The following is a 25,583-nucleotide window of genomic DNA, read 5'->3' as shown; positions in this document are numbered from 1 at the left end:
CCGGTGACCCCATGAACATCGACGACACCGCCCCGCGCGAGCCGGCGGACGAACCGCCCTTCGCGGAGGCGGAACTGCCGTGGAACCACCCGCTGGCCCGCGCGCTGTCCCGTTTCGGCCGCCGGCTCAAGCAGGGCGACCGCAAGCGCCCCTGGATCCTCGACGCCTCGGTGACGGCGGTCGTGGCGCTGCTCTTCTGCGTGCCGGACCTGGTGCACGACCAGGACGGCCGGCACCATCCGTTCGACAGCCAGTTCACCCACCTGGCCTGGCCCTGGACACTCGCGCTCCAGGCCGGTCTTGTACTGCCTCTGCTGTGGCGGCGCAAGAGGCCCGCTCTCGCCTTCGCCGTGATCACCGCGGTCTTCATCCTCCAGCTGGCGCTGGGTGTCTGGCTGCGTGCCGACGTCGCCGTGCTGATCGCCCTCTACAGCCTGGTGCTGCACGGGGAGCTGCGACGGCTGCCCGCCGCCTGCGCGATCACGGCCGGCGCGTCGGGGCTGGTCGCCGTGCGTCTGCCGCCCGAAGTGCATTCCCTGGACGCGCTGTTCTTCCTGTTCAACACCATAGTCGCGGCCGTCGCGCTCGGACTGGCCGTCCGGATCCGGCGCGGCCAGCTGGCCGCCCTGCGGGACCGCGCGGCGCGCCTGGAGATCGAACGCGACCAGCGCAGCAAACTGGCCGCCGCCGCCGAACGCACCCGTGTGGCCCGCGAGATGCACGACATCGTCGGCCACAACCTCTCCGTCATCATCACCCTCGCCGACGGCGGCGCGTACGCGAGTGACGTCGCGCCCGAACGCGGGAAGCAGGCTCTGCTGCTCATCGGTGACACCGGGCGCCAGGCGCTGGGCGAACTGCGCCGCATGCTCGGCGTCCTGCGCGAGCAGCCCACGACTCCGAGCACGCCCGAGCTGAGCCCGCAGCCGGGGATCGGGGACATCGACGCCCTGTGCGAGCGGATCCGGGCCGCCGGCCCACGGGTCGTCCACCGCAGCAGCGGCGAACTGGGCACCCTGGACCGGGGCGTCCAGCTGGCCGTGTACCGCATCGTCCAGGAGGCTCTCACCAACGCCCTCAAACACGGGGGCCCCGAGACCCGCGTCGATCTCGCGGTGAGCGTCGAGGAGAACGTGCTGCGCATCGACGTCCACGACACCGGCCCGGGCAGCGGCACCGCCCGCCCCCGGCCGCACGACGACGAAGGACACGGGATCCCCGGCATGAGAGAACGCGCGGCGCTCTACGACGGGACGGTCGTCGCGGGGCCCGGCCCCGACGGCGGATGGACTCTGCGGGCCACCCTGGACCTCACCCCTCCGGCCGGGACCGACCTCGCTCCGTCGGCCGTCTCGGGCGGTGCGGCGTGACCAGCGTCCTCATCGTCGACGACCAGCCGCTGCAACGCCTCGGCTTCCGCATGCTCCTGGAGAGCACCCCGGACACCGATGTCGTGGGCGAGGCGTCCCACGGCGGCGACGCCGTCCGCAGGGCCGCCGAACTCCGCCCGGACGTGATCCTCATGGACGTACGGATGCCCGGGATGGACGGCATCGAGGCCACCCGCCGGGTCGTCGCCTCCGGCGGCCGCTCGCGGGTGCTGATCCTGACCACGTTCGACCTGGACGAGTACGCCTACGCCGCGCTGCGTGCCGGAGCCAGCGGATTCCTCCTCAAGGACGCCCATCCGGAGGAACTGCTCGCCGGGATCCGTGCGGTCGCCGCGGGCGACGCGGTGATCGCCCCCGCCCTGACCCGGCGTCTCCTGGACGCCTATTCCAAACACCTCCCGCACGACCCGTCGGGCGCCAGGCCCCAGGACGACCCCCGCGTCCACGCGCTCACCGAGCGGGAGTACGAGATCTTCGTGGCCATCGGCGAAGGCTGGAGCAACAACGAGATCGCCCAGCGTCTCGTCGTGGCGGAGTCGACGGTCAAGACCCATGTCGGCCGCGTCCTGTCGAAGGTGGGCGTCCGCGACCGCGTCCAGGCGGTGATCCTCGCCTACGACCTCGGCGTCGTCCGCCCGAACCCGCCCGACTGACGCACGCCCCGCGGCCCGTACGCGATCGGCGCGGTCACCACGGCCCCGCGTACCGGCGGGGCGTCCGCGGCGCGGGCCCGTCCGAGGCGGGCGGGGCGGCGCGACATTAGGGTCGGCGGTATGACTGACGACAATCTGCGCCGCGTCACCGTCGAGCGGACCGGCACCGGGCACTTCACGGGGACGAACGCCCGCGGCGGGACGATCGCCTTCGGTACGGGCGGGCCGGGCGGGGAGGACGCGTTCTCCCCGGTCGAGCTGCTGCTCGCCGCCATCGGGGGCTGCACCGCGGCCGATGTCGATGTCGCGACCGCCCGCCACGTGGAGCCCACGCGCTTCACCCTGACCGTGACCGGCGACAAGATCAGCGACGAGCACGGAAACCGGATGACCGACCTCGCGGTCACCTTCTCCGTGGCGTTCCCGGACGGCGAGCCCGGCGACCGCGCCCGTGCCATCCTCCCCCGGGCCGTCAAGAGCTCGCACGACCGGCTCTGCACGGTCAGCCGCACGATCGAGGCCGGTACTCCCGTCACGGTGACGGTCGCCGACGTCTGACCGCGCCGGGACCGGAGCCGTACCCCGCGGACGATCGCGCGACAGGGTGGAGTGGAGTCCGGTTTCCGGGGCAGACGGGCAACGTCGAACAGGTGGACGCGGGACGGATTGTATGAGCCAGTGGGTGAGCGAAGCAGGACAGCAGGGACAGCGGGGTGCACTGATCGAGGCATCAGTCGCGTACGACGGTGACTCCGCGTGCATCGCCGAGGCGCGGGCGTTCACCCGCGACTTCCTGGCACGGGTGCAGGCGGTCGCCGGGCTGCCCGTCTCCGGACGGGTGATGGGCATGGTCCCGCTGGTCGTCAGCGAACTGGTGACCAACGCGGTCAAGTACGCGGGCGGACCGTGCCTGTTGTCGCTCGAAGTCGGCCAAGGGGTTGTCAAGGCGACCGTGTGGGACTCCGACCCCACCCTTCCGGTGGCGCGCGCCGCCGAAGCGGGCCGCGTCGGGCAGCACGGGCTGGAGATCGTCATGGCCGTGTGCCATGCCTTCGAGGTGCACCGGGAACCCGTCGGCAAACGGATCACCGCAGTGGTGACGCTGGCCGACACGCCCGGACAGTGACATGAGCCACTCCGTCACCTGACGCCGACCCCCGTCACCCGAGCGGCCGCGGGCACCCGGCCGCAACCCAACTCGCCCTGGGCGGCCGCCCGGCGCTGCCGCGGCACCCCGACGGGAGCCCGCCGAGCCCTTGACGGGCGTTTGACGAGCCGAAACGAAATCGTGTCGCGTCACTGTGGCCGCCTTGCGGGACAATGGTGAGTTCGCGGATCTCCTTCGGCAGGAAAACGGGTGGTTAACACAGTGCGGCAGGCAGGTGTACTAGACGTCGGGTGTCACAGCGCTCTGCTCACCGTTGCGCGGCGCCGCGCCGGGGTGGCCATGGAGGAGGTGCTGTCCCGAAAGGTACGGCTCCAGTTGCACGAGACACTGGACGCCACGGGACGGCTGGACAAGTCGGGTGTACGCAGCGTGCAGCGGGCCGTGGCCGAGACGCTCGCCGAGAACCGGGGGGCCCTGCCCGAGGTGTACGCGTTCGCCACGTCGGTGATCCGCGACGCGCCCAACCGCGACGAGGTCCTCGCCCAGGTGGCCAGCGCCACCGGCACCCGGCTGCGGGTGATGTCCGGCGAGGAGGAGGCCCGTCTGGCCTATGTGGCCGCACGCCACTGGGCGGGCGAGCGGGCCGGTTCGCTGCTGGTCCTCGACATCGGCGGCGGGACGGTGGAGGTCGCTTCGGGCATGTCCAAGCAGCCCCGGACCGCCCACTCACTGCCGCTGGGCGCGCGGACGGTCACCCGCGCCTGGAAACTCGACGAGGCCGTGTCCTCGAAACGACGGCTCGCCGAGGTGCGCGACCATCTGAGCGACCGCCTCGCCGAGGTGGCCGACCTGCCGCGCGCCGATCCGGACGGGCGCGTCCTCGCCTGTTCCAAGACCTTCACCCAGCTCGCCCGCTACACCACCGCCGGCCGTGATCGTTCCGCACCTTCGCAGCGGCTGACCCTCGACGAGGTACGGGCCGCGGTGCGCGTTCTCGCCAAGAACGGGTCCGCGGGCCGCGGCCGTCTGCCCGGCATCTCCCGGCACCGGGCCGGGCAGTCCCTGGCCGGGGCGCTCGTCGCGGAAGCCCTCATGGAGGCGTGCCGGGCGACGAGCGTGGAGATCTCCCCCTGGTCCACCAGGGAGGGCCTGCTCCTGGAGCGCCTCGGGGCCCTGCGCACCAAGAGCGCCGGCGCCGTACAGCTCTGACGCGGACCGGTCACCGGTCTGTCGGTCTGTCGGTCTGTCGGTCTGCGGGACGTTCCCTTCCGCCTGCCGGCCGGGCAGGCGTCAACCGCCCGGACACCGAGCCGTGTTCAAGCCGCACGGGACCGGCACACGGCTCGCGGCGACCCGCCGCGAGGACGCCGGGCACCCCGGGACCGGGAACAAACCCGTACGTCCTGACGCTGACGTGAGCAGTCCGGCAGATGCCGGAGCACGGAGTTCCACCCGGTGCGGTGGACCCACCGGCGGTGCTGCTCGTGGAAAGGCGTGAGAGCGATGACGGCGTCCGGACAGTGGCGGCCTCGGGCTGCCGGGGCAGGTGAGTTGCCCCTGGTGACGTCCTGCGGCCGCAGGATCTCCGTGAAGGAACTTCGGCTGCCCACGCCGGGCCGGCCGATCGGTCGCGTGACCCTGGACGTGGGTCCCGACCAGGGTGACGAGCACGGGGTGTGGGCCTCGCTCACCCCCGCCGAGGCACGTGAACTCGCCCACCGTCTCATCGCCCACGCCGCCGGGGTCGAACCGGCCGGGCCGCCCGACCGGGAGGCGCCCCGAGGTCATGACCTGCCGCTCGGCACGACTCCCGGTCCGGCACGGTCCGTGCCGGACTCCCGCTCGGGACACCGCTCCGTCTGAACGGGCGCCGGCCGCCGGGAGCCGCCGCCGGCGCGTGACGGGGACAGCGCACGGGTGCCGGCACTCCCCCGGACCAGGGTGGAGTGCCGGCACCCGTGTGTATCAGCCGGCGCCGTTCAGGATCACGGGAACTGCGTGACCTTGGACGGGACGGTGTCCGTGCCCGAGGTGGGCGCACCGGTGCTGTTGATGACATGGGCGTACTGACCCTTGCCGCCCAGCGAGATCACCAGGATGTCGTGCATCTTGACCCCGGTCTTCACCGGGACCTGGAAGCCGTGCGCCTGGACGATCGAGGGGTCCGTGGTGAAGTTGCAGTAGCTTCCCAGACCCCAGGCCTCGTGCACGGCCACGGAGTCGGCGACCTTGTAGGCCGCGTATCCGACGATGCCGTCGTGGGTGACGGCGGCGGCGTTGGGCACGTCGTAAGCCTTCTCGTTCTGGAAGAAGATCGTGCGTCCGTTCTCTCCGTTCCACAGCACGTCGTACTTGTTGAAGTGTTCGACGAACAGGCCGGTCGCCAGGACGTCGTCACCGTTGACCACGAGGCCGTAGTCGGCGCGGTTGGTGTCCCAGCCCACCCCGTCCCCGTGGTCGGCTCTCCAGAGCCAGGTGTGGTCGATCACGACGTCGTCGCTGTTGACGACGACCGAGTTGGTGGCGAGGCCGGGGCCCGCGCCGCCGATCCGCACGAACACGTCCTGCATGGTGGTGGGGTTGGCGGAGTGGTCCGTGGAGGAACCCGCCGGGCCGATCTGGAGCAGGGTGTCGGAGTTGGACCGCCCGGCGTCGATGAGGAATCCGGCGAGCCTGACGCCGTCCACGTCGGCCACGTGCATGGCGTCGACGCCGTTGTCCGGCACGATCGTCGCGAGGCCGAGGCCCAGGACGACGGTGTTGGCCCGGGTCACGTTGATGGTCTGGTCGAGGTGGTAGACGCCCGGGGTGAACAGCAGGTTGAGACCCTGGGCGAGGGCCGCGTTGATGGTCGCCGCGGTCGCGCCGGACTTGACGACGTAGAACTGGTCCAGCGGGATGGACGTACCGGCCGTGTTGGGCCAGGACACACCACGGGCGTTGGTGCGCTTGGAGGGCACGAACACCTTGTAGGTGCTGCCGTCCAGGTAGAGGTAGGGCTTCTCGCGGGAGACCGGGGTGGTGTCCAGGGTGGTGTACGGGCCGGAGTCGAAGTTCGTCGCCGGTGCTCCCTGGACTCCCGTGAAGGTCATGTTCCAGACGCCGTTGGTCCAGCCACCGACGGAACTGTCACGGGTGTACCACTGCTGCTGGGAGTACGGGCCGACCGTACCGTCGATCTTGGAGTCGGCGATGTAGCCGCCGGAGGCCCAGCCGTAGCCCGCCGGGGCGAGGTTGAGCCCGCCCTGGACGTGGATACGGCGGAAGGGAGCCGCCTGGGCCACCGCCCAGCGGTCGGTGCCGTTGGACGGGGTGATCGACAGGTTCTCCGCCGAACGCCAGAAGTTCTGGGTGGCGTTGCCGTTGAACCAGCCCGCGTCCACGGTGATGTCGCCGTTGATGTGGACGTCGTCGGGGTTCTGTCCGAGGCCCGAGACCGAGGTGTAGAAGCCGAGTTGGGCGTTGATGCCGTTGTAGGTGCCGGGCTTCATCAGGAACTGGTAGCGGCCGGCGCCGAACTGGTTCGACTCCTGCTGGCTGAAGACCTGGTCGAACTTGCCCTGGAGATCGGGCGTGGAGGGGTCCACGACGATGACGTTGGGCCCGAGGTCTCCGCCGCCCTGCACGGGCGGGGTGCTGCTCCCCGTACCGGTGTGGACGGCGACCTCCCACAGCGAGTATCCGTACGCGGTCCCCCGGGTGGTCCCGTAGACGCGTACGTAACGGCCCTGGCCGGACACGTCGTAGGAGGCGGTGCCCCCGGTCCCGTCGGTGACGGACTTCAGGACGGTCCAGTTCTGGCCGTCCGTGGACGCCTGGAGCTGGAACGCCTTGCCGTACGCGGCCTCCCAGTTGAGGTCGATGCGGCACAGGTCCTTGGTCGCCCCGAGGTCGACCTGGACCCACTGCGGGTCGGCGAAGGCGCTGGACCAGCGTGTCGCCGTGTCGCCGTCGAAGGCTGCCGAGGCCGGGCTCGCCGCGTTCTCGGTGGAGGAGGCGGTGGCCGTCCTGCCCTGCGCCGCGTCGGACGTGTCACAGGTCGCGGGCGTGGTGGTCCCGCTGGTGCCGAACACCTGGAACTCCCAGAGGGAGTAGCCGTATTGGGTGGCCCGGTGGACGCCGGACATCCGGATGTAGCGGCCCTGGCCGGAGACGTCGAGGCTGTCGGTGCCCCCGTCGCCGCCCGTCACCGTCTTGATGTCGGTCCAGGTGCTGCCGTCCGGTGACGTCTGGATCCGGTAGTCACTGCCGTACGCGGTCTCCCAGTTGAGGACGACCTTGGTGATCGTCGCCGAGGCGCCGAGGTCGACCTGGAGCCACTGGGCGTCCGTGGCGGCCGAGGACCACCGGGTGGCGGTGTCGCCGTCGACGGCGTAGGCGGCGGGAGTGCCGCCGTTCTCGTCCGACGAGGACGCGGCCGTCTTGCCCTGGGACAGCGGGAGATCGGCCGCGGCGGCCGGTCTCTGCAAGGGCAGGGTGATGAGCGCGGCCATTGCGGCCAGCGCGACACCCAGGGTTCTGAGTTTCATGCCGTGACTCCATGCGGGTGGGGTGACGAGCGGGAGTGGACACACGTGATCGGCAGCTGAGGGGACAGCTGCTTGCAGGAAGGTGACCGTGAACCGGCTTTGCTGCGCTCTTAGTTCACGCTTTGATTTAAGTAATGAACCATCAAGGTGGCAAGTCCCGTGACACGAGTTTCTTCAACTCGTGTGCGCTTCGCCCGCGTTGGCGGGGTACCCAAGGGCTGTGACCTGGACGGGGGGCGTCACGGACGGGCCGGAGTCCACCTTGATCCGTCAAGGCTTGAAGGCACGGCAAGGACAAAGAGAAGCCCGCCCGGACCGCGACGGCGGTCCGGACGGGCGTGGATCAGGGGTTCTTGGCGGCCCGGGTCAGGGGGTGAGCCGCCACTGCCTGACATAGCCCACGTCGATCGACGCGAGATCGCGGACACGCAGCTTCCAGGTGCCGTCGACCTGCTGCGCGGAGGCGTCCACCGTGAACGTCTGGTCCACGTTGTCGGCCGAGCCCCCGCTGCGGTTCAGCAGCGAGTAGACGGTTCCGTCGGGGCCGACCAGATCGACCGTCAGATCACCGCGGTAGGTGTGGACGATGTCGACGTAGACCTCGGTGGCCGCCGAGGCGTTGCCGGGCCGGCCCGTGATCGTGATGGGCGACTCCACCGCCGGGCCCAGGTCGGGGATGTCCACCCGGGTGCTGTTGGCGTAGACGTACGCGATCCGCCAGTGGAAGGCCACCGACACGGCCGCGCCGGTGCTGTCGGTCACCGTGACCGTCGTGTCGCCGGTCCCGGGGGTGACGGGGACCCCGGAGATCAGTCCGGTGTCGCCGATGGCCAGGCCCTCGGGCAGACCGGTGGCCGTGTAGGCCAGGCTCGCGCCGGTGTTGGTGGTGTACGCGTCCACCTGGAGGGAGACTTCCTGGCCGACCCCCGAGGTCTGGTCGGCGACGGGGGCGACGTTGACCCCCAGGGCGATGCGGTCGCCGACGGCGATGCCCGCCCAGGCGTCGGCGACGGCGAGATAGGTGGGGCTGTAGGCCCCGAAGAGATCGCCCGCGGCCCGCAGGGTCGCGGTCCTGGCACCGTGGTAGTCGGTCGTCGACGTCATGTACGTCGTCAGCGCGCGGTACCAGATCCGGGCGGCGTTCTCGATGCCGATGCCGGTCACCGGCAGCCCGTCATGCGTGGGGCTGTCGTACGACACCCCGTTGACCGTCTTCGCTCCGCTCCCCTCGGAGAGCAGATAGAAGAAGTGGTTCGCCGGCCCCGAGGAGTAGTGGACGTCGATGCCGCCCAGCGAGGAGTCCCAGTTGTCGCGGGAGGAACCGTCCCTGGACGGCTTGTCCATGTAGCGCAGCGGGGTGCCGTTGCCGCGGATGTCGATCTTCTCTCCGACCAGGTAGTCGGGAACGTCGGCCGCGAGGTTCGCGTGGAACTCGACCGCCGCGGCGAAGATGTCCGAGGTGGCCTCGTTGAGCCCGCCGGACTCCCCCGAGTACGTGAGGTTCGCGGTGGCGCTGGTGACGCCGTGGCTCATCTCGTGGGCCGCCACGTCCAGCGCCGTCAGCGGCTTGGCGTTGTTCGTCCCGTCGCCGTAGGTCATGCAGAAGCAGCTGTCGGACCAGAAGGCGTTGACGTAGTTGTTGCCGTAGTGGGCCCGGCTGTAGGCGGCCACACCGTCGTTGCGGATCCCGTTGCGGCCGAAGACTTCCTTGTAGTAGTCCCAGGTCGCCGCCGCTCCGTAGGCGACGTCGACACCGGCGGTCTGCCGGTCGCTCTGGGTGCCGTCGCCCCAGACATCGTTGTCATCCGTATAGAGGGTTCCGGTGCCGGAGGTCCCCTGGTTGAGGTCGTAGGTGCGGTGGCCGGCGCGGTCCCCGTCGACCAGTTGGTACGAGGTTCCGGACGGCGTGGTGGCGAGCGGCACCGTACCCACGTACTGGCCCGTGCCCGTGCCCGTGCCCGTGTCGATCCCCTCGTACCGGGAGGCGACCTTGCCGGAGGACGCGTCCGTGACGACGTGCAGTTCGCTCGGCGTGCCGTCGCTCCGGACCCCCTCGATCACCGATTCCCAGGCCAGGACCGGGCGGGCGCCCGTCGCGAGGACCACGAGCCGGGGCGCCTCGCCGATCCCCGCTTTCGCGACAGCGGCCCCGCGTCCCACCGCGAGGGCCTTGGCCTCGGCGTCACCGGCGGCGATCCTCGGCTTGAGGCTCGGCACGGCGACCGCCGACCCGCTCGCCCGGGACACCGTGCTCCGGCCGTCCCTCAGGTGCACGACCAGATCGCCGCCGAGCACCGGCAGTCCCGCGTAGGTGCGCTCGTAGCGCGTATGGGTCGTACCGTCCCTGTCCAGGGCGACGTCCTTGACGACGAGTTTCTCCCGGGCGCCGAGGCCGAGCCGCTTCGCTGTGGCGCCGGCGGCCGCTCCGGCGCTCCGGACCAGCGCGGCGTGCCGAGCGGGCGACAGCGGGACCTCGAGGGCGGCGGACCGGGGCTCGGCGACGATCCGGGCGAGGGCCTTGGCGGGAACGGGGTTCCCTGAGGCGGCGATCTCGGTGACGGTCCTGGCGGGAGCGAGATCCGCCGCTGCGGCGGCCGCGACACCCGGCCGGACGGCGAGGGCCAGTAACGAGCCGGCGGCCGTGAGCGCGAGGACGGCGGCGCGTCTGCGCCGGCGGACGGAAACGTGTTGCCGGTTCAATGCCATCTCCTTTTGCGGGGGGTTTGCCCGGGTGGAGCCCCGGGCGTCCGGGACCGGCCGGGTGCGGCCGGTCCACGGCGGTCGGAGGGCCGGACGGCAGGCGGAGTCGGCACCCGGTGCCGCGCGACGGCGGTCGGGTACGCGGGGGCACGGGGCTCGCCTGGACCGCGAGGATGCGGGTGCGCCTGGCCGGAGAGGGGGTGAGCGAAGCGTGAACGTTCGACAGCAGAGTGGCATCACGTCGACAGTTTTGTCATGACGGCGACAAGACAACGGCTTGAACTGACCATGACCTACTGGGAGTTCACGGAACGCGCGAGATCTTTTCGGCCGCTGTGAGCCCGCTGTGAACGCGGTCGCCGGCCGGTGCCCCTAAGGCACCCTGCGAGGCCCGCTTCTCACGCGTCCGGTCTCAGGACCGACCGGCACTGGTGTGGTCGTGCGGCAGCCCGGACGAGTTGCCCGTCCGTCGGGGTTCATGATCGCGCAGCCAGTCGCGCACGGCGAGGGCGAGGGCGCACAGGATGGCCACGATCCCGGAGCCGACGGAGATCACCACAGCCGAACGGAAGTCGTGGCGGCCGGTGCCGAGCACCACGTAGAACAGTCCGGGCAGCGCTGCCGTACCGACGGCACCCCCCAGCCGCTGGGCCGTCTGAAGGGCGCCACCGGCCGCGCCCGCCATACGCACCGGCACGTCCCGGAGCGTCATCGTGACGTTCGGGGAGATCACACAGCCGCTGCCGAGCCCGCCGACGAACAGGGCCGGAGCCGCGTACCACAGAGCCTGGTCCCCCGGGGCGAGGCGCAGGATTAGCACGGCACCGCCCAGCCCCAGGGCGACGGCCGCGAGACCGCAGACAGTCAGCAGCCGGCCCAGCCGATCGACGAGCCGTCCGGCCACCACGGCCGCCGCGGCCGAGCCGATGGCGAAGGGTGTCACCGCGAGCCCCGAGCGCAGCGGGGAGTAGCCCTCGCCGTTCTGGAAGTACAGCGCGAACACCAGCCACACCCCGCTGAACCCCACGAAGTACAGGGCGGCGATGGCCGCTCCGGCGGCGTAGCCCCGCGTGCTCGTCACCAGGCCCGGGTCCAGGAGGGGCTGCCCGCCGGCCGCTGTCAGGCGCCGCTCCCACCACGCGAACATCGTCAGAAGGCCCAGCCCCACCAGGAAGAGCCACCACAGCCTTCGTACGCCGCTGGACTCGGCCAGGATCAGGGGAAGCATCAGCGCGAGGACCCCGCAGCCGAGCAGCAGGACACCCCGCAGATCGAGCCGCTCCCGGCGGCGCGGAGCGACCTTGGGCAGCAGGCGCAGGCCCAGCAGGAAGGCGACGGCTCCGACCGGCACGTTCACATAGAAGATCCAGCGCCAGCCCTGGGGTCCGTCGGCGAGCATCAGGATCAGCCCGCCGATGACGGGGCCCACCGCGCTGGAGATGCCGACGACGGCACCGAAGAGTCCGAACGCCCGCCCCCGCTCGGCTCCCCGGAACATCTGCTGGATGAGGGCGGAGTTCTGCGGTGCCAGGCACCCCGCGGCGGTGCCCTGGGCGAGTCGGGCCACGACGAGGAGCGTGATGGTGGGCGCGGCGCCGGCCGCGGCGCTGCACAGGACGAAGGCGGCGAGGGCGAGCAGGAAGATCCGTCGGCGGCCGATCGCGTCGCCCAGGCGGCCGGCCGTCACGAGGACCAGGGCGAAGGTGAGGGCGTAGCCGGAGACGACCCACTGGATCGACGGGGCGGAGGCGTGCAGGGCCCGCTGCATCGAGGGCAGTGCGACGGCCACGATGGTGACGTCCAGCAGGCTCATGAACCCGGCCGTCAGGGTGACCCACAGGGCGTGCCACCGTCGCGGGTCGGCGCCCTCGGCCGGCCCCTGCTCGTGGTCCCCTCGACCCTCTGCCCGCGTGTCCGGTTCCACGCCGGGGACTCCTCTCCGCCGCCCCCACCATCTTGGGCCCGCGGCGGCGTGCGGCAACACGAGATCCTGTGCGGCTCGGCACGGGTGCCGGACCTTCGCGGTACGGGCGTTCCGGGGCACGGGCACGCGGGGGCGCACGGCTGTGGGGCCCGTTCCCCGGAACGGGCCCCACGTGGTTCGGCCTGACGCCGTACGGCATGCCGGGCTTCCGAGCCCGGGCGTTCAGCCCTGTCCGGCCGGCCTTCCAGCCTTCGCGGCTGTTCGGACCTGTGCGGCCTTCGCGGCCGGCTGTTCGGGCCTGCCGGCCGTCACAGCCTTTGAAGCTGTCGACTGTCGGCCGTCGCGGCCCTTGGAGCTGTCGGTCGTCGCAACCCTCGAGCCCGTCGGCTGGTTCAGCCCCTGAATCGGCTGGTTCAGCCCTTGAAGACGTCCTTCGTCTTCTCCTTGGCCTGGCGCGCGTCGCCCTTGGCCTTTTCGGCCCGGCCCTCGGCGGCCATCCGCTCGTTGCCCACGGCGCGCCCGGCCGCTTCCTTGGTCTTGCCCTTGGCCTGTTCCATCTTGGCCTTGGCCTTCTGCTCGCCACTCACGATGTCTCACTCCCCATCACGATCGGCTTCGAGTGTCGAGGCATCGAGTGACCCGTCCTACCGCTGCCAAACGTGGAGATCGGGATTCACCGGTCCCGGATTCGGTGACCCTCCGTGATCGCGCGCGGTTCCGGCATGCCGGAACCGTTGGACTGGGCGAGCCTGGAGACATGGGCCGATGACCCTTCGATCCCTCCGGAGGGTCGCGCCCGTCCTGGGCGGCCAGAGCGAGGACGACGTCATGGGTGATGAGGTCTACCAGCCGGGAGCTCCCGACATCCGCGAGGACGAAGGCATCCTCGATCCGGAGGACACCCTCGAGTCCCGGGGCTCGGACCCCTTCGACGACGGATGGTCGGCGCCCGAGCGCCCGCTCGCGGTGGACCACCGGGGCACCACGGCGCGTGAGCAGCGCGAGGGGGAGAGCCTGGAGGAGAAGCTGGCCGAGGAGCGTTCGGATCCGTCGCTGGAGGAGCCCGACGAGGACGACGTCGACTCCCCGGCGGACGACGGAGGCGGCCTCCCGGACGACGGGATGGACACGGACCCCGCGGAACGGATCCTGGCCCTCGACGTGGGCGCACACGAGGACGCCGAGCACGACATGATCGCCGAGGACTCCGGTACCGACGACGGCGCGAACCCCGCGGAACAGGCGCCCGCTCATCTGATCCCGGAGGACGACACGCCCGAGCGGCTGCTGGACGAGGGTCAGCGCCGCCCCCCGGAGGACGAGGTCCGCCGGCTGCGCTCCAAGACGGACTCCTCGCTCTGAGACTCGCCCGGAACGCGGAACGTGGCGTCTCATCGGGCGGAGTGGGGAACGTAGCGTCTCATCCGGGACCGTGACCTGAGCGTCTCATCCGGAACAGTCACCGAGGCGTCTCACCGGAACAGTGGCCGAAGCGTCTCACCCGGAACGGCGACCGTAGCGCTTCGGCCGTAACAACCAATGTACGGACATGAGTTGACGGGTAGTCAGTCCTCACCCCTGACGATGTTCCACTCGGGGGCGGTGCGGTCCTGGCGGACCGTTTCACCGGCCGTCGCGGGAACGCAGGTCCGCGGGCCCGACTGCCTCCGGCGGCGCGTCTTCACCCATCCTGTCTCCGGTCGCGCGGTGCTCCTGGTGTCGATGTCCGCGGTCATGACTCGATCTCGTCCCTTCGTCATCCGGCCCCGGATGCTCCGCGTCCGGATTTTCCGCGTCGGGATTCTCCGCGTCCGCCCCGGTCGGGTCCGGTCCTTCCCGTGATTGCGGGCTGTCAGGACCGGGTCCCCCGTCGCGCCGGGGAGAAACAGGCTCGACGCCACGGAAGGGCCCCGCGGACGGCCGACCGGTTCCGCGGTGCCGTCCGCGCGCATCGTGCCCGATTCTCACTCCTCCTCGTCGTAGTCCTCCTCCTCGTCGTACTCCTGCGCCGCTTCGCCGTCCTGTTCGGGGAGCTCCTCGTCGTCCTCTTCGGGGAGTTCCTCGTCCTCGTAGCCCTCCGGATTCTCCTCGTCCTCCTCCGGGTATTCCTCGTCCTCGTAGCCCTCCGCGCCTTCCGCCTCCTCGTCGCCGGAAGCCGCTTCCTCCTCTTCCAGCGCCTCTTCGTGGGTGCGGACGACCTCACCGCCGCGTATCTCGCCGCGCCAGCCCTCGGCCTCCTCGTCGGTGAGCGTGACGTAGCGCTGGAAGTTCTTGAAGTCCAGCCGCAGACGGCGGCCTTGGGCGCGCCAGAGATTGCCGGTCTTCTCGAAGAAGCCGGAGGGGTAGTACTCGACGACGAGCACGACGCGGGTCAGGTTCGGCGTGAGCTCGTGGAAGCTGACACAGCCGCGTGTACTGCCCTTGGCACCTTCCGAGGTCCACTCGATCCGCTCGTCGGGGACCTGTTCCTGCACGGTCGCCTTCCAACCCCGGGTGGACGGGCCGACCTTCACCTTCCAGTCGCTGCCGCCCTCGCCGTCCTGGGAGGCGCTGCGCACACCCTTGGTGAAGCCGCTGAACTTCTCGAACTCGCACCAGTGGTCGTAGGCCTTGCGGATCGGCACGCCGACGTCCAGTACCTCGATCATGTTCATGACCTTGGTACTGCCGGACTTGGCCTTGCCTCCTCCCCCTCCCCCGCCCCCGAAGGCGTCCTTCACCTTGCCGACCACGCTGTCCTTTGCGCTCTTGGCCTTCTCCGACACGATCGCCTTCAGCGGCGACTCCCCCTGGAGAATGCGTGAACCGGCCCCGAGCAGGGGGCCGCCGTTCTCGGCGGCGTCGAAGAGGTGGTCGGTCACATCCGCGACCTTGTCCCCGGCCTTGTCCACCAGGTGTTCCAGCTGGGCACCGAGGTAGCCGGTGAGTTCGTCGCGCAGTGCGTCGAGGCCCGAGACCTCCGACTTGTCCTTGTCACGTTCCTTGGTGGCCATGGCACTACCTCCGGCGTCCGGAAGCCGTCTTGGCCGTCCTGGACGAAGACTTCTTCGCTGCGGTCTTCTTCGCGGGCGCCCGCTTCGCCGCCGTCTTCTTGGCCGGGGCGGTCTTCTTGGCGGCGGCCTTCTTCGCGGGGGACTTCTTGGCCGCGGTCTTCTTGGCCGGGGCCGCCTTCTTCGCCGGTGGCGTGGTCTTCTTCGCGGCCTTCTTCGCCGGCCGGTCCGCCGACGGCCTTCTCTCCGACGTCTTCTTGGCCGCGGTCCGCTTCGCCGCCGGCCTCGCGCCCGAGCCGCTCTCGTCCGAGGACGCGCTCTTCGCGGGGGCCTTCTTGGCGGCCTTCTTCGCGGTTCCCCTGCGGGGCGCGGGCTCGGCGGCACGCTTGCCCTCCGCGCCCCCGCCGCTCCGCCGCCGCCTTCGCGGCCGCTCCGGCTCCGGAGGTTCCTCGCCCTCCTCCTCGCCCTCCTCCTCGCCCTCCTCTTCCTGCTCCAGCTCCTCCTCGTCGGCTTCGCCGACCGGCCCCTCGGCCTCAGGCTCGCCGTCGTCCTCCTCGTACTCCTCATCCTCCTCGTCGTACGCGTCCTGGTCGGCTTCCCGCCCCTCGTCGTCCTCCGCCTCGTCCTCGTACGCGTCCTCCTCGGAGTCGTCCTCGCCGTCCTGGGCACCGTCGTCCGTCTCACCGACGCGCAGGGTGCGCTCATGGAGGGTGTCGGCCAGTTCACCGAGGCGGCGGTCGGCGGTGGCCGCCAGGGCCTGGCGTCCGGCGTCCATCAGTTCGCCCCGCATCTGCTCCTGGAGCTCCGCGACCCCCGGCACGTCCGAGAGCCGCTTCAGCCCCTCCTTGGCCAACTGCTGCGGATCGAGACCGAATCGCCGCCCTGCGACATAGGTCGCCAGCGTGAACGCGAGGCGGCCCTTCTTCGCACGTCCGAGCAGATAGCCTCCGGCCACAGCGGCGGCCAGAGCGATCTTGGTTGTGTCATTCATGAACTCTTTCCCTTCGGACCACGCAGCCCGCGCCTCCCCCGGGCCCGCGTGCTCGTCGGGGCGGCCTCGGGGCAGGTCGTCCTTACCTGACGCCCCAAGTACCCCTATATGATGAGATTGCACGCTTATGTTCGACTGTCTATGTCGGACCACGTCCAGGTCGGACTGCGCACACGCCTGACTGCGTCGTCCGTTCCGACGACCGGAGACACCATGGCCGCAGCAGAACCCGCCAAACGGCGATCGAGCGCCGGCCGCGATACGCCGCGCCGGCCCGCGGGCGACCGTGCGGCCCCGTCACGCTCCGCAGGCGCCGCCGGGGCCATCCGCTCGGCCGTGGAACAACTCGGCTCGCTGCTCGGCCGAGCCCCCGAGTCCGTTTCCGCGATCAGACCCACGGACGACGGTTGGGAGGCTGATGTGGAGGTACTCGAGCTGGAGCGCATCCCCGAGACCACCAGCGTGATGGCCACCTACCGGGTGACCCTGGACAAGGAGGGCGATCTGGTGGCGTACGAGAGGAAGCACCGCTATACGCGTGGACAGATCGACCGGCGCTGAGACATCACAGCCGGTGAAGGGAGGCACCATGAGCGTGGTGCCGCAAAGTGGTGGCGGCCTCGCCCGGAGCGGCGGATCCGGCAACCTTTACGACGTTCTGGAACTCATACTCGACCGCGGGCTCGTGATCGACGTCTTCATCCGTGTGTCCCTGGTGGGCATCGAGATTCTGAAGATCGACATACGCATCGTCGTGGCCAGTGTCGACACGTACTTGCGCTTCGCCGAGGCGTGCAACCGTCTCGACCTGGAATCCGGCAACAAGGCACCGTCCAAGCTGACCGACATCGTCGGCGACACCGTGGAATCCGGCGCTCGGGGCAAGTCCAAGGGAGCCCTGAGTGGCGCCGCCGAGGCGGTCACCGACACCATCCGCGAAGTGACGGCAAAGGGCGGCGGCGAGCAGGAGGACGAGCCGGAGGCGGACGAGGAAGCGGAGGAGGAGACGGTGGAGCGACGACGGCGACCGGCCCGGCGTTCCTCCCGGCGGGAGCGAAGCGCGTCTCGCGAGGAGGAGTGAGCCATGGCCGTATACGTCTACTCGATCACGTTCAAGGACCACCCGCTGCGCCTCGACGGTCTCAAGGGGGTCGGCGCTTCACCCTCCCCGCTGCGCACGGTGACCGCCGGACCGCTCTGCGCGGTCGTGAGCGAGGCGCCGGAGGAACTGCGCCCCAAGCGCCGGGACATCAGCGCCCACCAGGCCGTCCAGCAGCGTCTGCTCGCGGACGGCACCGTCCTGCCCCTCAGGTTCGGCTACACCGCCCCGGACGAGGACGCGGTCAAGGAAGCGCTGGAACAGCGCGGCGACGAATACGCCGAGGGGCTGCGCCGGGTCGAGGGCTGCGCCGAGTACAACCTGAAGGCCTCGCAGGACGAGGAGATGCTGCTGCGGGAGATCCTCGAGCAGTCGGAGAGCACCCGGCAGCTCAACCAGGCGATCCGCGACGGCACGGCGGGCCCCGACGCGCCCCTGCGGCTCGGTGAGCTGGTCGCGGGCGAGGTACGGGCCCGCCAGGAGGCACTGGCCTCGGGCGTGATCGAGGCGCTCCGCCCGTTCGCCCGCGAGATCGACTCCTCGCCGCCCGCCGGAACGGACTTCCTCAGTGTCTCGTTCCTGGTCAGTGACGAGCAGGACGAACTCTTCCTCGCCACGGAGCTGAGTCTGGCGCACCAGATGGGCGAGGGATTCGAGTTCCGGCTCAACGGACCGCTTCCTCCGTACAGCTTCAGCTGATGGAGACGTCATGGGACTGTTCACACAACTCGTCACACTTCCCCTGGCACCCGTGCGCGGGGTCGCCTGGGTGATGGACCAGGTCCTGGAGGCCGCTGAGAACGAGTACTACGACCCGGAGCCGGTGCGACTGCGACTCGCCGAGCTGGAGAGGCAGTTGAACTCCGGCGAGATCGACGAGGAGACGTTCGACCGGATCGAGGACGAACTGCTCGACCGGCTGGACGAGATCAAGGCCCACGAACAGGGCGGTCAGTCGTGAGTGAGCCACTCTCCGAACGCATGGGCGGCTATCCGTCCCGGGCCGCTCCGCAGTACGCGCAGGGCTCGTCCGCCAACCTCGCCGACATCCTGGAACGCGTCCTCGACAAGGGCATCGTCATCGCGGGCGACATCCGGATCAACCTCCTCGACATCGAACTGCTCACGGTCAAGATCCGGTTGCTGGTGGCCTCGGTCGACAAGGCCAGGGAGATGGGCATCGACTGGTGGGAACACGACCCCTCGCTGTCGTCGCGGGCCACTGACGAGCGATCGCTGGCCGAGCAGAACCGCCGCCTGCGCGCCGAGTTGAACGCCCTGCGCCGGGACAGGGGCATCCCCGAGGTGGAGCCGGAACCGCGCGGCACCACCCGCCGAAGGGCTGATCGCGATGACGACGAGTACGAGTGAACCGGTCACCTACGCGTACGCCGTGGCACGCGCCCATCCCGACCTGGAACGGTCGCTGACCGCACTGCCGGGAGTGGCCGGTGCCCCGGTCCATCTGATCGCCGAGGGCGGGAGTGAGGACGGGGGCGGGGACATCGTCCTCGTGGTGAGCCCGGTGCCGGCCGGGGACTTCCGCGAGGACGGGCTCAGACGTCATCTGGAGGACCTGGACTGGCTGGAGGCGGTGGCACGGGCGCACCACGCGGTGGTCGAGGAGGTCGCGGCCCGCACACCGGCGCTGCCGCTGCGCCTCGCGACCGTCTACGTGGACGACGGCAGCGCTCGCGACATGCTGCGCTCCGCGGTACGGCTGTTCGCCGGGCGTCTGGACCGTCTCGCCGGCCAGGTCGAATGGGGGGTGAAGATCTATGTCGAGGCGACCGCGCCGGCCACCCCGGAATCCGTCCCGGCGGCGGATGTCACGCCGGGGCGCGCCTACCTCAGCGCCCGAAGACAGCAGCGTGGCGACCGGGAGGCCGTGTACCGGGCGGCGCAGGAGGCCGCCGGGCGCGTGGGGGACGTCGCACGCGCCTACGCCACCGACCGCGCGGCGCACCGGCCCCAGCAAGGCGTCCTGGCCGGCGACGCGGGAGAGAACGTGTTCAACGACGCCTTCCTGGTGCCCCGCGGGCGCGGCGAGGAGTTCCGCGCCGAGGCCGCCCGCGCCGGAGACGGACTGGCGGGCGTCCGCGTGGAGGTCACGGGCCCCTGGGCGCCGTACTCGTTCGCGATGCCCGAGGACGGCACGGACGACGAAACGGCACGAGGTGTCACGCCATGACCGGGCCCGGTCATTCGGCCGCCGCGGATCCGCTGCCGGACCGTCAGGTCGCACTCGTCGACCTGCTGGACCGGCTGCTCGCCGGCGGGGTCGTCCTGGCCGGTGACGTGGTCCTGTCCATCGCCGACATCGATCTCGTACGGGTCTCGCTGCGCGCGCTGATCGTGTCCGTGAGCCGGGAGAACCCGTCACCCTGGGAACCGCCCGGTCCCGCGCGGGGCGGCCATGACGGCTGACGGCGACGGCACCCAGGGACCCGCGGATCCGCTGGAAGAGGCGGCGGAGGCCGCGGCGCGGGCCTTCCGGCTCCTGCCGGCCGAGCCGGCGGACGGGCCACGGCCGGGCGCGCGCGGCCGCCACGTGGCCGGGCGGATCAACACCGACCCCGACACGGTCGAGCGCGATCTCATGCGCCTGGTCCTGACGCTGGTCGAACTCCTTCGCCAGGTGATGGAACGGCAGGCGCTGCGCCGGGTCGACCAGGGCGATCTCAGCGAGGAGGACGAGGAACGGCTGGGAACGACGCTCATGGTCCTGCACGACAGGATGACGGACCTGTGCGCGAGCCACGGGCTCACCCTGGAGGACCTCAACCTCGACCTCGGCCCCCTGGGTCCGCTGCTGCCGCCGCCCGACCGCCCGGCGCGGTGAGGGTGCGCGGACGAGAAGGTGTCGTCAAGTCCCATACCACGCGCCACTCTTGAGGTTTTCGCTTCACCGCCGGGGCATCGGCCGGGGCTGCGTCCGTGCGGCCTGCGACCGGCTCGGCGCTCCCCTCTCGGCGACCGATCGGACCTGCTTGGTGAAGTACCGACCGGTCATTCCGCATGAGTTCACACATGTGCCGTTTGCGGTACACGGGGCGCGACTCTGATGGCTCCGGCACTCGCGCCCCGAACACCTGGGAGAACTACATGTCCAGACGCCATGTCAGGTCCGCAGCCCTTCTCACCGCCGCCGGGGTGCTGACCGGGGCGACGCTCGCCCAGCCCGACGCCTTCGCCGCCTCCCACCACCGGAACGGTACCCGGCACGTCCTGCTGATCTCCGTGGACGGACTGCACCAGTCGGACCTGGCCCGGTACGTCTCCCTGCACCCGGAATCCGCGCTGGCGCGACTGGCGGCCGGTGGTGTGCAGTACACCCACGCAAGGACCACCACGCCGTCCGACTCCTTCCCCGGCATGGTGGCCCAGGTGACCGGCGGCAGCCCGGGCACCACCGGCGTCTACTACGACGACTCCTACGACTCCTCGCTGCTCCCGGCCGGAACCACGACCTGCACGGGTGCCAAGCCCGGCGTCGAGGTCGACCTCACGGAGGACCTCGACAAGAACCAGGCCTCCATCGACGCCGGGCAGGGCCTCACCGGTCTGCCGGACAGCGTCCTGTCGATGACCGGCGACCCGGCGAGCCTGATCGACTCGGCGAAGCTGCCGGTCAGTCCGAGGACCTGTGAGCCGGTCTACCCGCACGCGTACCTCAAGGTGAACACCGTCTTCGAGGTCGCCCGCAAGGCGGGCCTGCGCACCGCGTGGTCGGACAAGCACGCGGCGTACGAGATCCTCGACGGGCCCTCGGGCACCGGCATCCAGGACCTGTTCACGCCCGAGATCAACAGTGACGCCCTCGGCTACCCGGCCGGCGACGACTGGACCAAGGACAACCAGGCCACCGAGCAGTACGACGGCTACAAGGTGAAGGCCGTCCTCAACGAGATCGACGGCTACGACCACAGCCGCACCCACAGGGTCGGCACCCCGGCGGTCTTCGGCCTCAACTTCCAGTCGGTCTCCACCGCGCAGAAACTGCCCGCCTCCGACGGCCTCAAGGGCGGCTACACCGCCAAGAACGTGCCGGGGCCGCTGCTGGAGAAGAACCTGGACTTCGTCAACTCCCGTATCGGTGAGCTGACTTCCGAGCTCGCGCGGCGCCATCTGGCCCACAGCACCACCATCGTCCTGTCGGCCAAGCACGGCCAGTCGCCGACCGACCCCGCCGCGCTCACCCGGATCGACGACGCCCCGCTGCTGGCCGGCCTCGACGCCGCCTGGAAGAAGCTGCACCCCACGGCCGGCAACCTGGTCGCGCACGCCGTGGACGACGACGCAATGCTGCTCTGGCTGACCGACCGCTCCCAGGCGGCCGCGGAGTTCGCCAAGACCTACCTGCTCGCCCGGAGCGGCACCGGGACCGACATCGCCGCCGCGCCCAAGGCGTTCACCCGCGGCGGGCTCGACAAGGTCTACGCGGGGAGGGCCGCGGCCCGCTACTTCCACGTCGCGGCCGGTGACACCCGGGTCCCGGACGTTCTCGGCCTGACGCAGTACGGCGTCGTCTACACCGGCGGCACCAAGAAGATCGCCGAGCACGGCGGCGCCCACGCCGACGACCTCGACGTCCCGCTGATCGTCTCCGGCGCCTCGGTTCCGGACGGCGTACGCGACTCCGCGAGCGTGCGGACCCAGCAGATCGCGCCCACGATCCTGAGCCTGCTCGGCCTCGACCCCCGCTCCCTCGAAGCCGTGCGCGAGGAGCACACCGCCGTACTGCCGCTCCACTGACCGGTTCGGCGGGGCGGGACGGAAACCCGCCCCGCCGAACGGCGGTTCACCGGTCCGTCACCCGCGGCTCGCGCACCACCGCGATCTCGCCGGGATCGATCCTCACCGAGCCCGACAGGGGCTTGCCGGTGAGGAGTTCGGTGGATCCCGGCAGGACGGGGATCTCCGCGCCCCGGCCCGCGTGGTCGATGAGGAACACATAGTCGGCGTCCCGGCCGCGCCGGCGGACGCTCTCCACCCCCGGTGGGGTGTCACCGGCACCGGCGACCTCCGCCTCGGCGCGGATGCGGTCCAGCAGCGTGCCGAGGGTGTCGGGGTCGGGAAGTGTCGCCAAGTACCAGGCCGTTCCCCGCCCTTGGGAGTTCCGCGTCACCGCCGGGACACCGGCCAGGGGTCCGTCCGTGTAGGTGGCGATGGCCTCGGCACCGTTCAGACGCACGCGTTCCGACCACAGGGTGGCCGTGGCGCCCGGGGGCACCTGGCCCGTCAGGCCGGCCGACTCGCCGGGCAGCATGGGGAAGACCTCGTCGCCGCGGATGCCGAGGGTCTCGCGGAACGCTCCCGGGTAACCGCCCAGCCTGATATGGCAGTTCTCGTCCACGGCACCGCTGTGGAAGCCGATCGCGAGGGTGCCGCCGCGCTCGGCATGGGCGGTCAGGTTGGCCGCGCCCGCGTCGTCGACGAGGTAGAGGCTCGGGGCGAGGACCAGGCGGTAGGCCGAGAGGTCCGCGTCCGGGCGTACGAAGTCGACGGCCACGCCGGACCGCCACAGCGGCTCGTACCAGGCGCGGACCAGATCCTGGTACCGCAGGTCACCGCTCGGCTGCGACGGCAGTTCCAGTGCCCAGCGGGCGTTCCAGTCCCAGACGATGGCGACCTCGGCCGTGCCGGTGCTGCCGCGCACCTCGGCAAGGGCCCTCAGATCTGCGCCGAGGCGTACCACGTCCTGCCAGATGCGGCTGTCCGTGCCGGCGTGCGGGAGCATCGCCGAGTGCCATTGCTCGGCGCCCGCCTTGGCGGCCCGCCACTGGAAGTAGGCGATGCCGTCGGCGCCGTGGGCCACATGGGCGAGGGCGTTACGGCGCATCTCGCCGGGGATCTTGGCCCGGTTGACGGGCTGCCAGTTCACGGCGCCGGTCGAGTGCTCCATGAGCAGCCAGGGCCCGCCGGCCAGCGACCGCGTCAGGTCGCCGCAGAGCGCGACGTCGATCTCGGAGGCCGGGTCGGCGGACATCAGGTAGTGGTCGTTGGAGACGAGGTCGAGTTCCGGCGCCCACCGCCAGTAGTCGAGCGCGTCGAACGTGTCCATCACCATGAAGTTGGTGGTGGCCGGCGTCGACGGGGCGGCCGCCCGCAGGACGTCCCGCTCGGCCGTGTACAGCGACAGCAGTTCGACGGAGCAGAAGCGGCGCCAGTCCAGCTGGTGGGTGGGGTTGGGGACGGCGCCGGTGGCCCGGGGCGGCAGGATCTCCTCCCAGTCGTAGTACCACTGGCTCCAGAACGTGGTGCCCCAGGCGTGGTTGAGGGCCGCCAGGTCGTCGCCGTACCGGGCGCGCAGCCAGCGCCGGAAGGACTGCGCGCTGGTGTCGCAGTAGCAGGCCGCGTTGTGGCAGCCGTATTCGTTGTGGACGTGCCACATGACCACGGCCGGGTGAGCGGCGTAGCGCTCGGCGAGGGCGCCCGTGACGCGCAGAGCGGCCTCGCGGTAGGCGGGGCTGCTCGGGCAGAAGGTCTGCCTGCTGCCGTACGTCAGCCGGCGGCCGTCGCGGTCCACCGGCAGCGCCTCGGGGTGTGCCCGGAAGAACCAGGCGGGCGGCGCGGCCGTGGGAGTGGCCAGGTCGGCGGCGATGCCGTTCTCCTGGAGGAGGTCCAGGAGCCGGTCCATGCGGCTGAAGTCGTACCGGCCCTCGGAGGGTTCCATGAGTGCCCAGGAGAAGATGCCGACGCTGACCATGGTGACGCCGGCCTCGCGCATCAGGCGCATGTCCTCGGCCCAGATCTCCTCGGGCCACTGTTCGGGGTTGTAGTCGCCGCCGTAGACGATGCCGGGGACGGACAGGGTGCGTTCGGTGGTCATGCGGCGCCTCCCGGGGACAGCAGGCGGCGCGTGGTGGCCACGCCCCACTCGTCGAGGGACAGCAGGCGGTCGCTGGAGGCCATCAGGCCGTCGGTGGCCTCGACATGGGTTGCCCAGCGTTCGCGGGTCTCCACGGCGGGCCGGGCCATCAGGCAGTCGGGGTCGTTGATCCACAGGCGCCCGTGCTGCCATTGGCGGCCCGCGCCGGTGAACTCGGCCGCGTCCTGGCCGGGTTGGCTGTAGTCGTCGGCCTCGGGGCGCCGGTGCGGTGCCGTGTCGGGGCTGACCCGCATGGCGTCGAACAGGCCGATGGACGGGAGGACCGGCGCTCCGCAGCCGAGGAGGTAGGCGTCGGGGCCGATGGCTTCGCGGATCAGGGCGATTCCGTCGCGGTAGGCGGTCAGCGCGTCGGCTCCGGAGTGCCGGGCGCCGTCCAGTGCTCCCGCGTAGAGGAAGTCGGTCTTGAAGTAGTCGTATCCCTCGGCGCGCAGGGTGGTGTAGACACCGGTCAGATAAGCCGCGGCCTCGGGGTGGGTGGTGTCGAGGGTGTACAGGTCGTGGTCCCAGTTGTGGCCCGCGTGCAGGGGTGCGCCGTCGGCGTCGCGGACCAGCCAGTCCGGGTGCCGTTCGGCGAGCTCGCTGTGCGGGGCCACCAGGAACGGGGCCGTCCAGATTCCCGCCCGCCGTCCGCGCGCCCGGACGGCGTCGGCGAGGGCGGCGCGGGAGTTGAAGCGGCCGGAGAGGGTGAGCCAGTCGCCGAGCGCGCTCTGGTAGCCGTCGTCGATCTGGACGACGTCGACGGGCAGTTCGAGGGTGTCCATCGCGCGGAGGTTCTCGTGGATGTCGTCCTCGGTGACGGCGGTGAAGTACTCGTACCAGGAGCACCACACCGTGGGCGCGGGCCGCGGGGCGGGGATCGCGAGGGCGTCGGCCCAGTCGGCGAGCGCGCCCTGGACTCCGGCCGCCGCGGGGTGGACGGACTCGACGACCGGGCCGTCCGCGCCGACCTCGGCACGGCCGTCCTGGACCGTCAGCCGGATCGAGGGGACCGGGCCGGCCGGGTCCGGAGCGGACCACAGCCGGACCGGGGAGCCGTCGCCCGGGTCCAGGGCGAGCAGTCCCTCGCCCTGGAAGGCGGCCGGTGGCACGGTGCGGCCGGGACGGTAACAGACCGTCGCCCAGTTGGCGTTCGCCGGGCGGTGGGGTGCGTCGTCGAGGGCGTAGGAGCCGCTGGGGCTCCAGGACTGCCAGCCCTCCTCGTGGACCCGTGCGGTGCGCGGGTCCACGGGTACGGAGGCTACGGGGGTGAAGGCCTGGGGCACGTCGTTCTCTTTCACGTGGAGCCGCCTGGGATTCTCAAGTGGAG

Annotated in this window: 24 protein-coding genes; 16 read left to right on the top strand and 8 right to left on the bottom strand. The window is 71.0% G+C overall.

All coding sequences use genetic code 11. The features are described 5' to 3' along the window. Positions 1-11 precede the first annotated feature (11 nt). The 6 genes from ABZV42_RS25915 to ABZV42_RS25890 all read left to right on the top strand — a co-directional run bounded on the left by ABZV42_RS25915 (position 12) and on the right by ABZV42_RS25890 (position 5,015). The gene (locus ABZV42_RS25915; protein ID WP_355987967.1) at positions 12-1,370 is read left to right on the top strand and encodes a sensor histidine kinase; all 1,359 of its coding nucleotides are present in this window, start codon (positions 12-14) and stop codon (positions 1,368-1,370) included. Further along, positions 1,367-2,044 carry a response regulator transcription factor gene (locus ABZV42_RS25910; RefSeq protein ID WP_355987969.1) on the top strand — a complete coding sequence of 226 codons (678 nt, stop codon included), beginning with the start codon at positions 1,367-1,369 and terminating at the stop codon, positions 2,042-2,044. The genes ABZV42_RS25915 and ABZV42_RS25910 overlap by 4 nt, the downstream gene beginning before the upstream one ends. Before the next feature lie 120 nt (positions 2,045-2,164). Then, positions 2,165-2,602, top strand: coding sequence for an OsmC family protein (locus ABZV42_RS25905; protein ID WP_355987971.1), 438 nt, complete (start codon positions 2,165-2,167; stop codon positions 2,600-2,602). A 124-nt stretch (positions 2,603-2,726) separates the two neighbouring features. Beyond that, positions 2,727-3,170, top strand: coding sequence for an ATP-binding protein (locus tag ABZV42_RS25900; protein ID WP_355987973.1), 444 nt, complete (start codon positions 2,727-2,729; stop codon positions 3,168-3,170). Positions 3,171-3,401: 231 nt separating this feature from the next. Next, positions 3,402-4,361: a hypothetical protein gene (locus ABZV42_RS25895; protein WP_356053732.1), complete on the top strand. Its 960-nt coding sequence runs from the start codon at positions 3,402-3,404 to the stop codon at positions 4,359-4,361. A gap of 423 nt (positions 4,362-4,784) precedes the next feature. Beyond that, positions 4,785-5,015 (top strand): hypothetical protein, encoded by a 231-nt coding sequence (locus ABZV42_RS25890; protein ID WP_355987975.1) that lies wholly within the window; start codon positions 4,785-4,787, stop codon positions 5,013-5,015. Positions 5,016-5,137: 122 nt separating this feature from the next. Here the strand turns inward: ABZV42_RS25890 and ABZV42_RS25885 are convergent, their stop codons facing one another. The 4 genes from ABZV42_RS25885 to ABZV42_RS25870 all read right to left on the bottom strand — a co-directional run bounded on the left by ABZV42_RS25885 (position 5,138) and on the right by ABZV42_RS25870 (position 12,892). Further along, positions 5,138-7,681, bottom strand: a complete 2,544-nt coding sequence (locus ABZV42_RS25885; protein WP_355987977.1) for a discoidin domain-containing protein — start codon at positions 7,679-7,681, stop codon at positions 5,138-5,140. 366 nt (positions 7,682-8,047) lie between these two features. Then, positions 8,048-10,381, bottom strand: coding sequence for a M4 family metallopeptidase (locus ABZV42_RS25880; protein WP_356053730.1), 2,334 nt, complete (start codon positions 10,379-10,381; stop codon positions 8,048-8,050). A 412-nt stretch (positions 10,382-10,793) separates the two neighbouring features. Continuing rightward, a complete protein-coding gene (locus tag ABZV42_RS25875) occupies positions 10,794-12,221 on the bottom strand; it encodes an MFS transporter (protein ID WP_355988065.1) in 1,428 nt (475 codons plus the stop codon). 497 nt (positions 12,222-12,718) lie between these two features. Then, positions 12,719-12,892, bottom strand: a complete 174-nt coding sequence (locus ABZV42_RS25870) for a CsbD family protein (RefSeq protein WP_355987981.1) — start codon at positions 12,890-12,892, stop codon at positions 12,719-12,721. Positions 12,893-13,070: 178 nt separating this feature from the next. Between ABZV42_RS25870 and ABZV42_RS25865 the strand changes: the two genes are divergently transcribed. Then, entirely contained in the window at positions 13,071-13,667 is a 597-nt protein-coding gene (locus ABZV42_RS25865) for a hypothetical protein (protein WP_355987983.1), read from the top strand. Positions 13,668-14,269: 602 nt separating this feature from the next. Here ABZV42_RS25865 and ABZV42_RS25860 read toward each other — a convergent pair. Next, the gene (locus tag ABZV42_RS25860; protein WP_355987985.1) at positions 14,270-15,298 is read right to left on the bottom strand and encodes an SRPBCC family protein; all 1,029 of its coding nucleotides are present in this window, start codon (positions 15,296-15,298) and stop codon (positions 14,270-14,272) included. Positions 15,299-15,302: 4 nt separating this feature from the next. Beyond that, positions 15,303-16,286, bottom strand: a complete 984-nt coding sequence (locus ABZV42_RS25855; protein WP_355987987.1) for a histone protein — start codon at positions 16,284-16,286, stop codon at positions 15,303-15,305. 213 nt (positions 16,287-16,499) lie between these two features. Here ABZV42_RS25855 and ABZV42_RS25850 point away from each other — a divergent pair, with 213 nt between their 5' ends. From ABZV42_RS25850 to ABZV42_RS25810, 9 genes are all read left to right on the top strand, one after another. Continuing rightward, complete coding sequence (locus ABZV42_RS25850) at positions 16,500-16,847, top strand: gas vesicle protein (protein ID WP_355987989.1); 348 nt, start codon at positions 16,500-16,502, stop codon at positions 16,845-16,847. A gap of 28 nt (positions 16,848-16,875) precedes the next feature. Next, complete coding sequence (locus tag ABZV42_RS25845) at positions 16,876-17,367, top strand: gas vesicle structural protein GvpA (RefSeq protein ID WP_355987991.1); 492 nt, start codon at positions 16,876-16,878, stop codon at positions 17,365-17,367. A gap of 3 nt (positions 17,368-17,370) precedes the next feature. Continuing rightward, on the top strand, positions 17,371-18,084 hold the full coding sequence (locus ABZV42_RS25840; RefSeq protein ID WP_355987993.1) for a GvpL/GvpF family gas vesicle protein: 714 nt from the start codon (positions 17,371-17,373) through the stop codon (positions 18,082-18,084). Positions 18,085-18,094: 10 nt separating this feature from the next. Then, positions 18,095-18,346 (top strand): gas vesicle protein GvpG, encoded by a 252-nt coding sequence (locus ABZV42_RS25835; RefSeq protein WP_355987994.1) that lies wholly within the window; start codon positions 18,095-18,097, stop codon positions 18,344-18,346. 20 nt (positions 18,347-18,366) lie between these two features. Beyond that, on the top strand, positions 18,367-18,756 hold the full coding sequence (locus ABZV42_RS25830) for a gas vesicle protein (RefSeq protein WP_355988067.1): 390 nt from the start codon (positions 18,367-18,369) through the stop codon (positions 18,754-18,756). Beyond that, positions 18,737-19,576, top strand: a complete 840-nt coding sequence (locus tag ABZV42_RS25825) for a GvpL/GvpF family gas vesicle protein (RefSeq protein ID WP_355987996.1) — start codon at positions 18,737-18,739, stop codon at positions 19,574-19,576. Before ABZV42_RS25830 ends, ABZV42_RS25825 begins: the two co-directional genes overlap by 20 nt. Further along, positions 19,573-19,812: a gas vesicle protein gene (locus ABZV42_RS25820; protein WP_355987998.1), complete on the top strand. Its 240-nt coding sequence runs from the start codon at positions 19,573-19,575 to the stop codon at positions 19,810-19,812. Before ABZV42_RS25825 ends, ABZV42_RS25820 begins: the two co-directional genes overlap by 4 nt. After that, positions 19,802-20,227: a gas vesicle protein K gene (locus tag ABZV42_RS25815; protein WP_355988000.1), complete on the top strand. Its 426-nt coding sequence runs from the start codon at positions 19,802-19,804 to the stop codon at positions 20,225-20,227. The genes ABZV42_RS25820 and ABZV42_RS25815 overlap by 11 nt, the downstream gene beginning before the upstream one ends. Positions 20,228-20,490: 263 nt before the next feature. Next, a complete protein-coding gene (locus tag ABZV42_RS25810; protein ID WP_355988002.1) occupies positions 20,491-22,140 on the top strand; it encodes an alkaline phosphatase family protein in 1,650 nt (549 codons plus the stop codon). A 46-nt stretch (positions 22,141-22,186) separates the two neighbouring features. Here ABZV42_RS25810 and ABZV42_RS25805 read toward each other — a convergent pair whose 3' ends face one another. Both ABZV42_RS25805 and ABZV42_RS25800 read right to left on the bottom strand, forming a co-directional pair. Continuing rightward, on the bottom strand, positions 22,187-24,217 hold the full coding sequence (locus tag ABZV42_RS25805) for a beta-galactosidase (protein ID WP_355988004.1): 2,031 nt from the start codon (positions 24,215-24,217) through the stop codon (positions 22,187-22,189). Beyond that, a complete protein-coding gene (locus ABZV42_RS25800) occupies positions 24,214-25,539 on the bottom strand; it encodes a glycoside hydrolase family 36 protein (protein WP_355988069.1) in 1,326 nt (441 codons plus the stop codon). The genes ABZV42_RS25805 and ABZV42_RS25800 overlap by 4 nt, the downstream gene beginning before the upstream one ends. Positions 25,540-25,583: the final 44 nt, after the last annotated feature.

The organism is Streptomyces sp. NPDC005281, from assembly GCF_040607495.1.
Taxonomy (GTDB): domain Bacteria; phylum Actinomycetota; class Actinomycetes; order Streptomycetales; family Streptomycetaceae; genus Streptomyces.
This window is presented reverse-complemented; position numbering and strand designations above follow the sequence as displayed.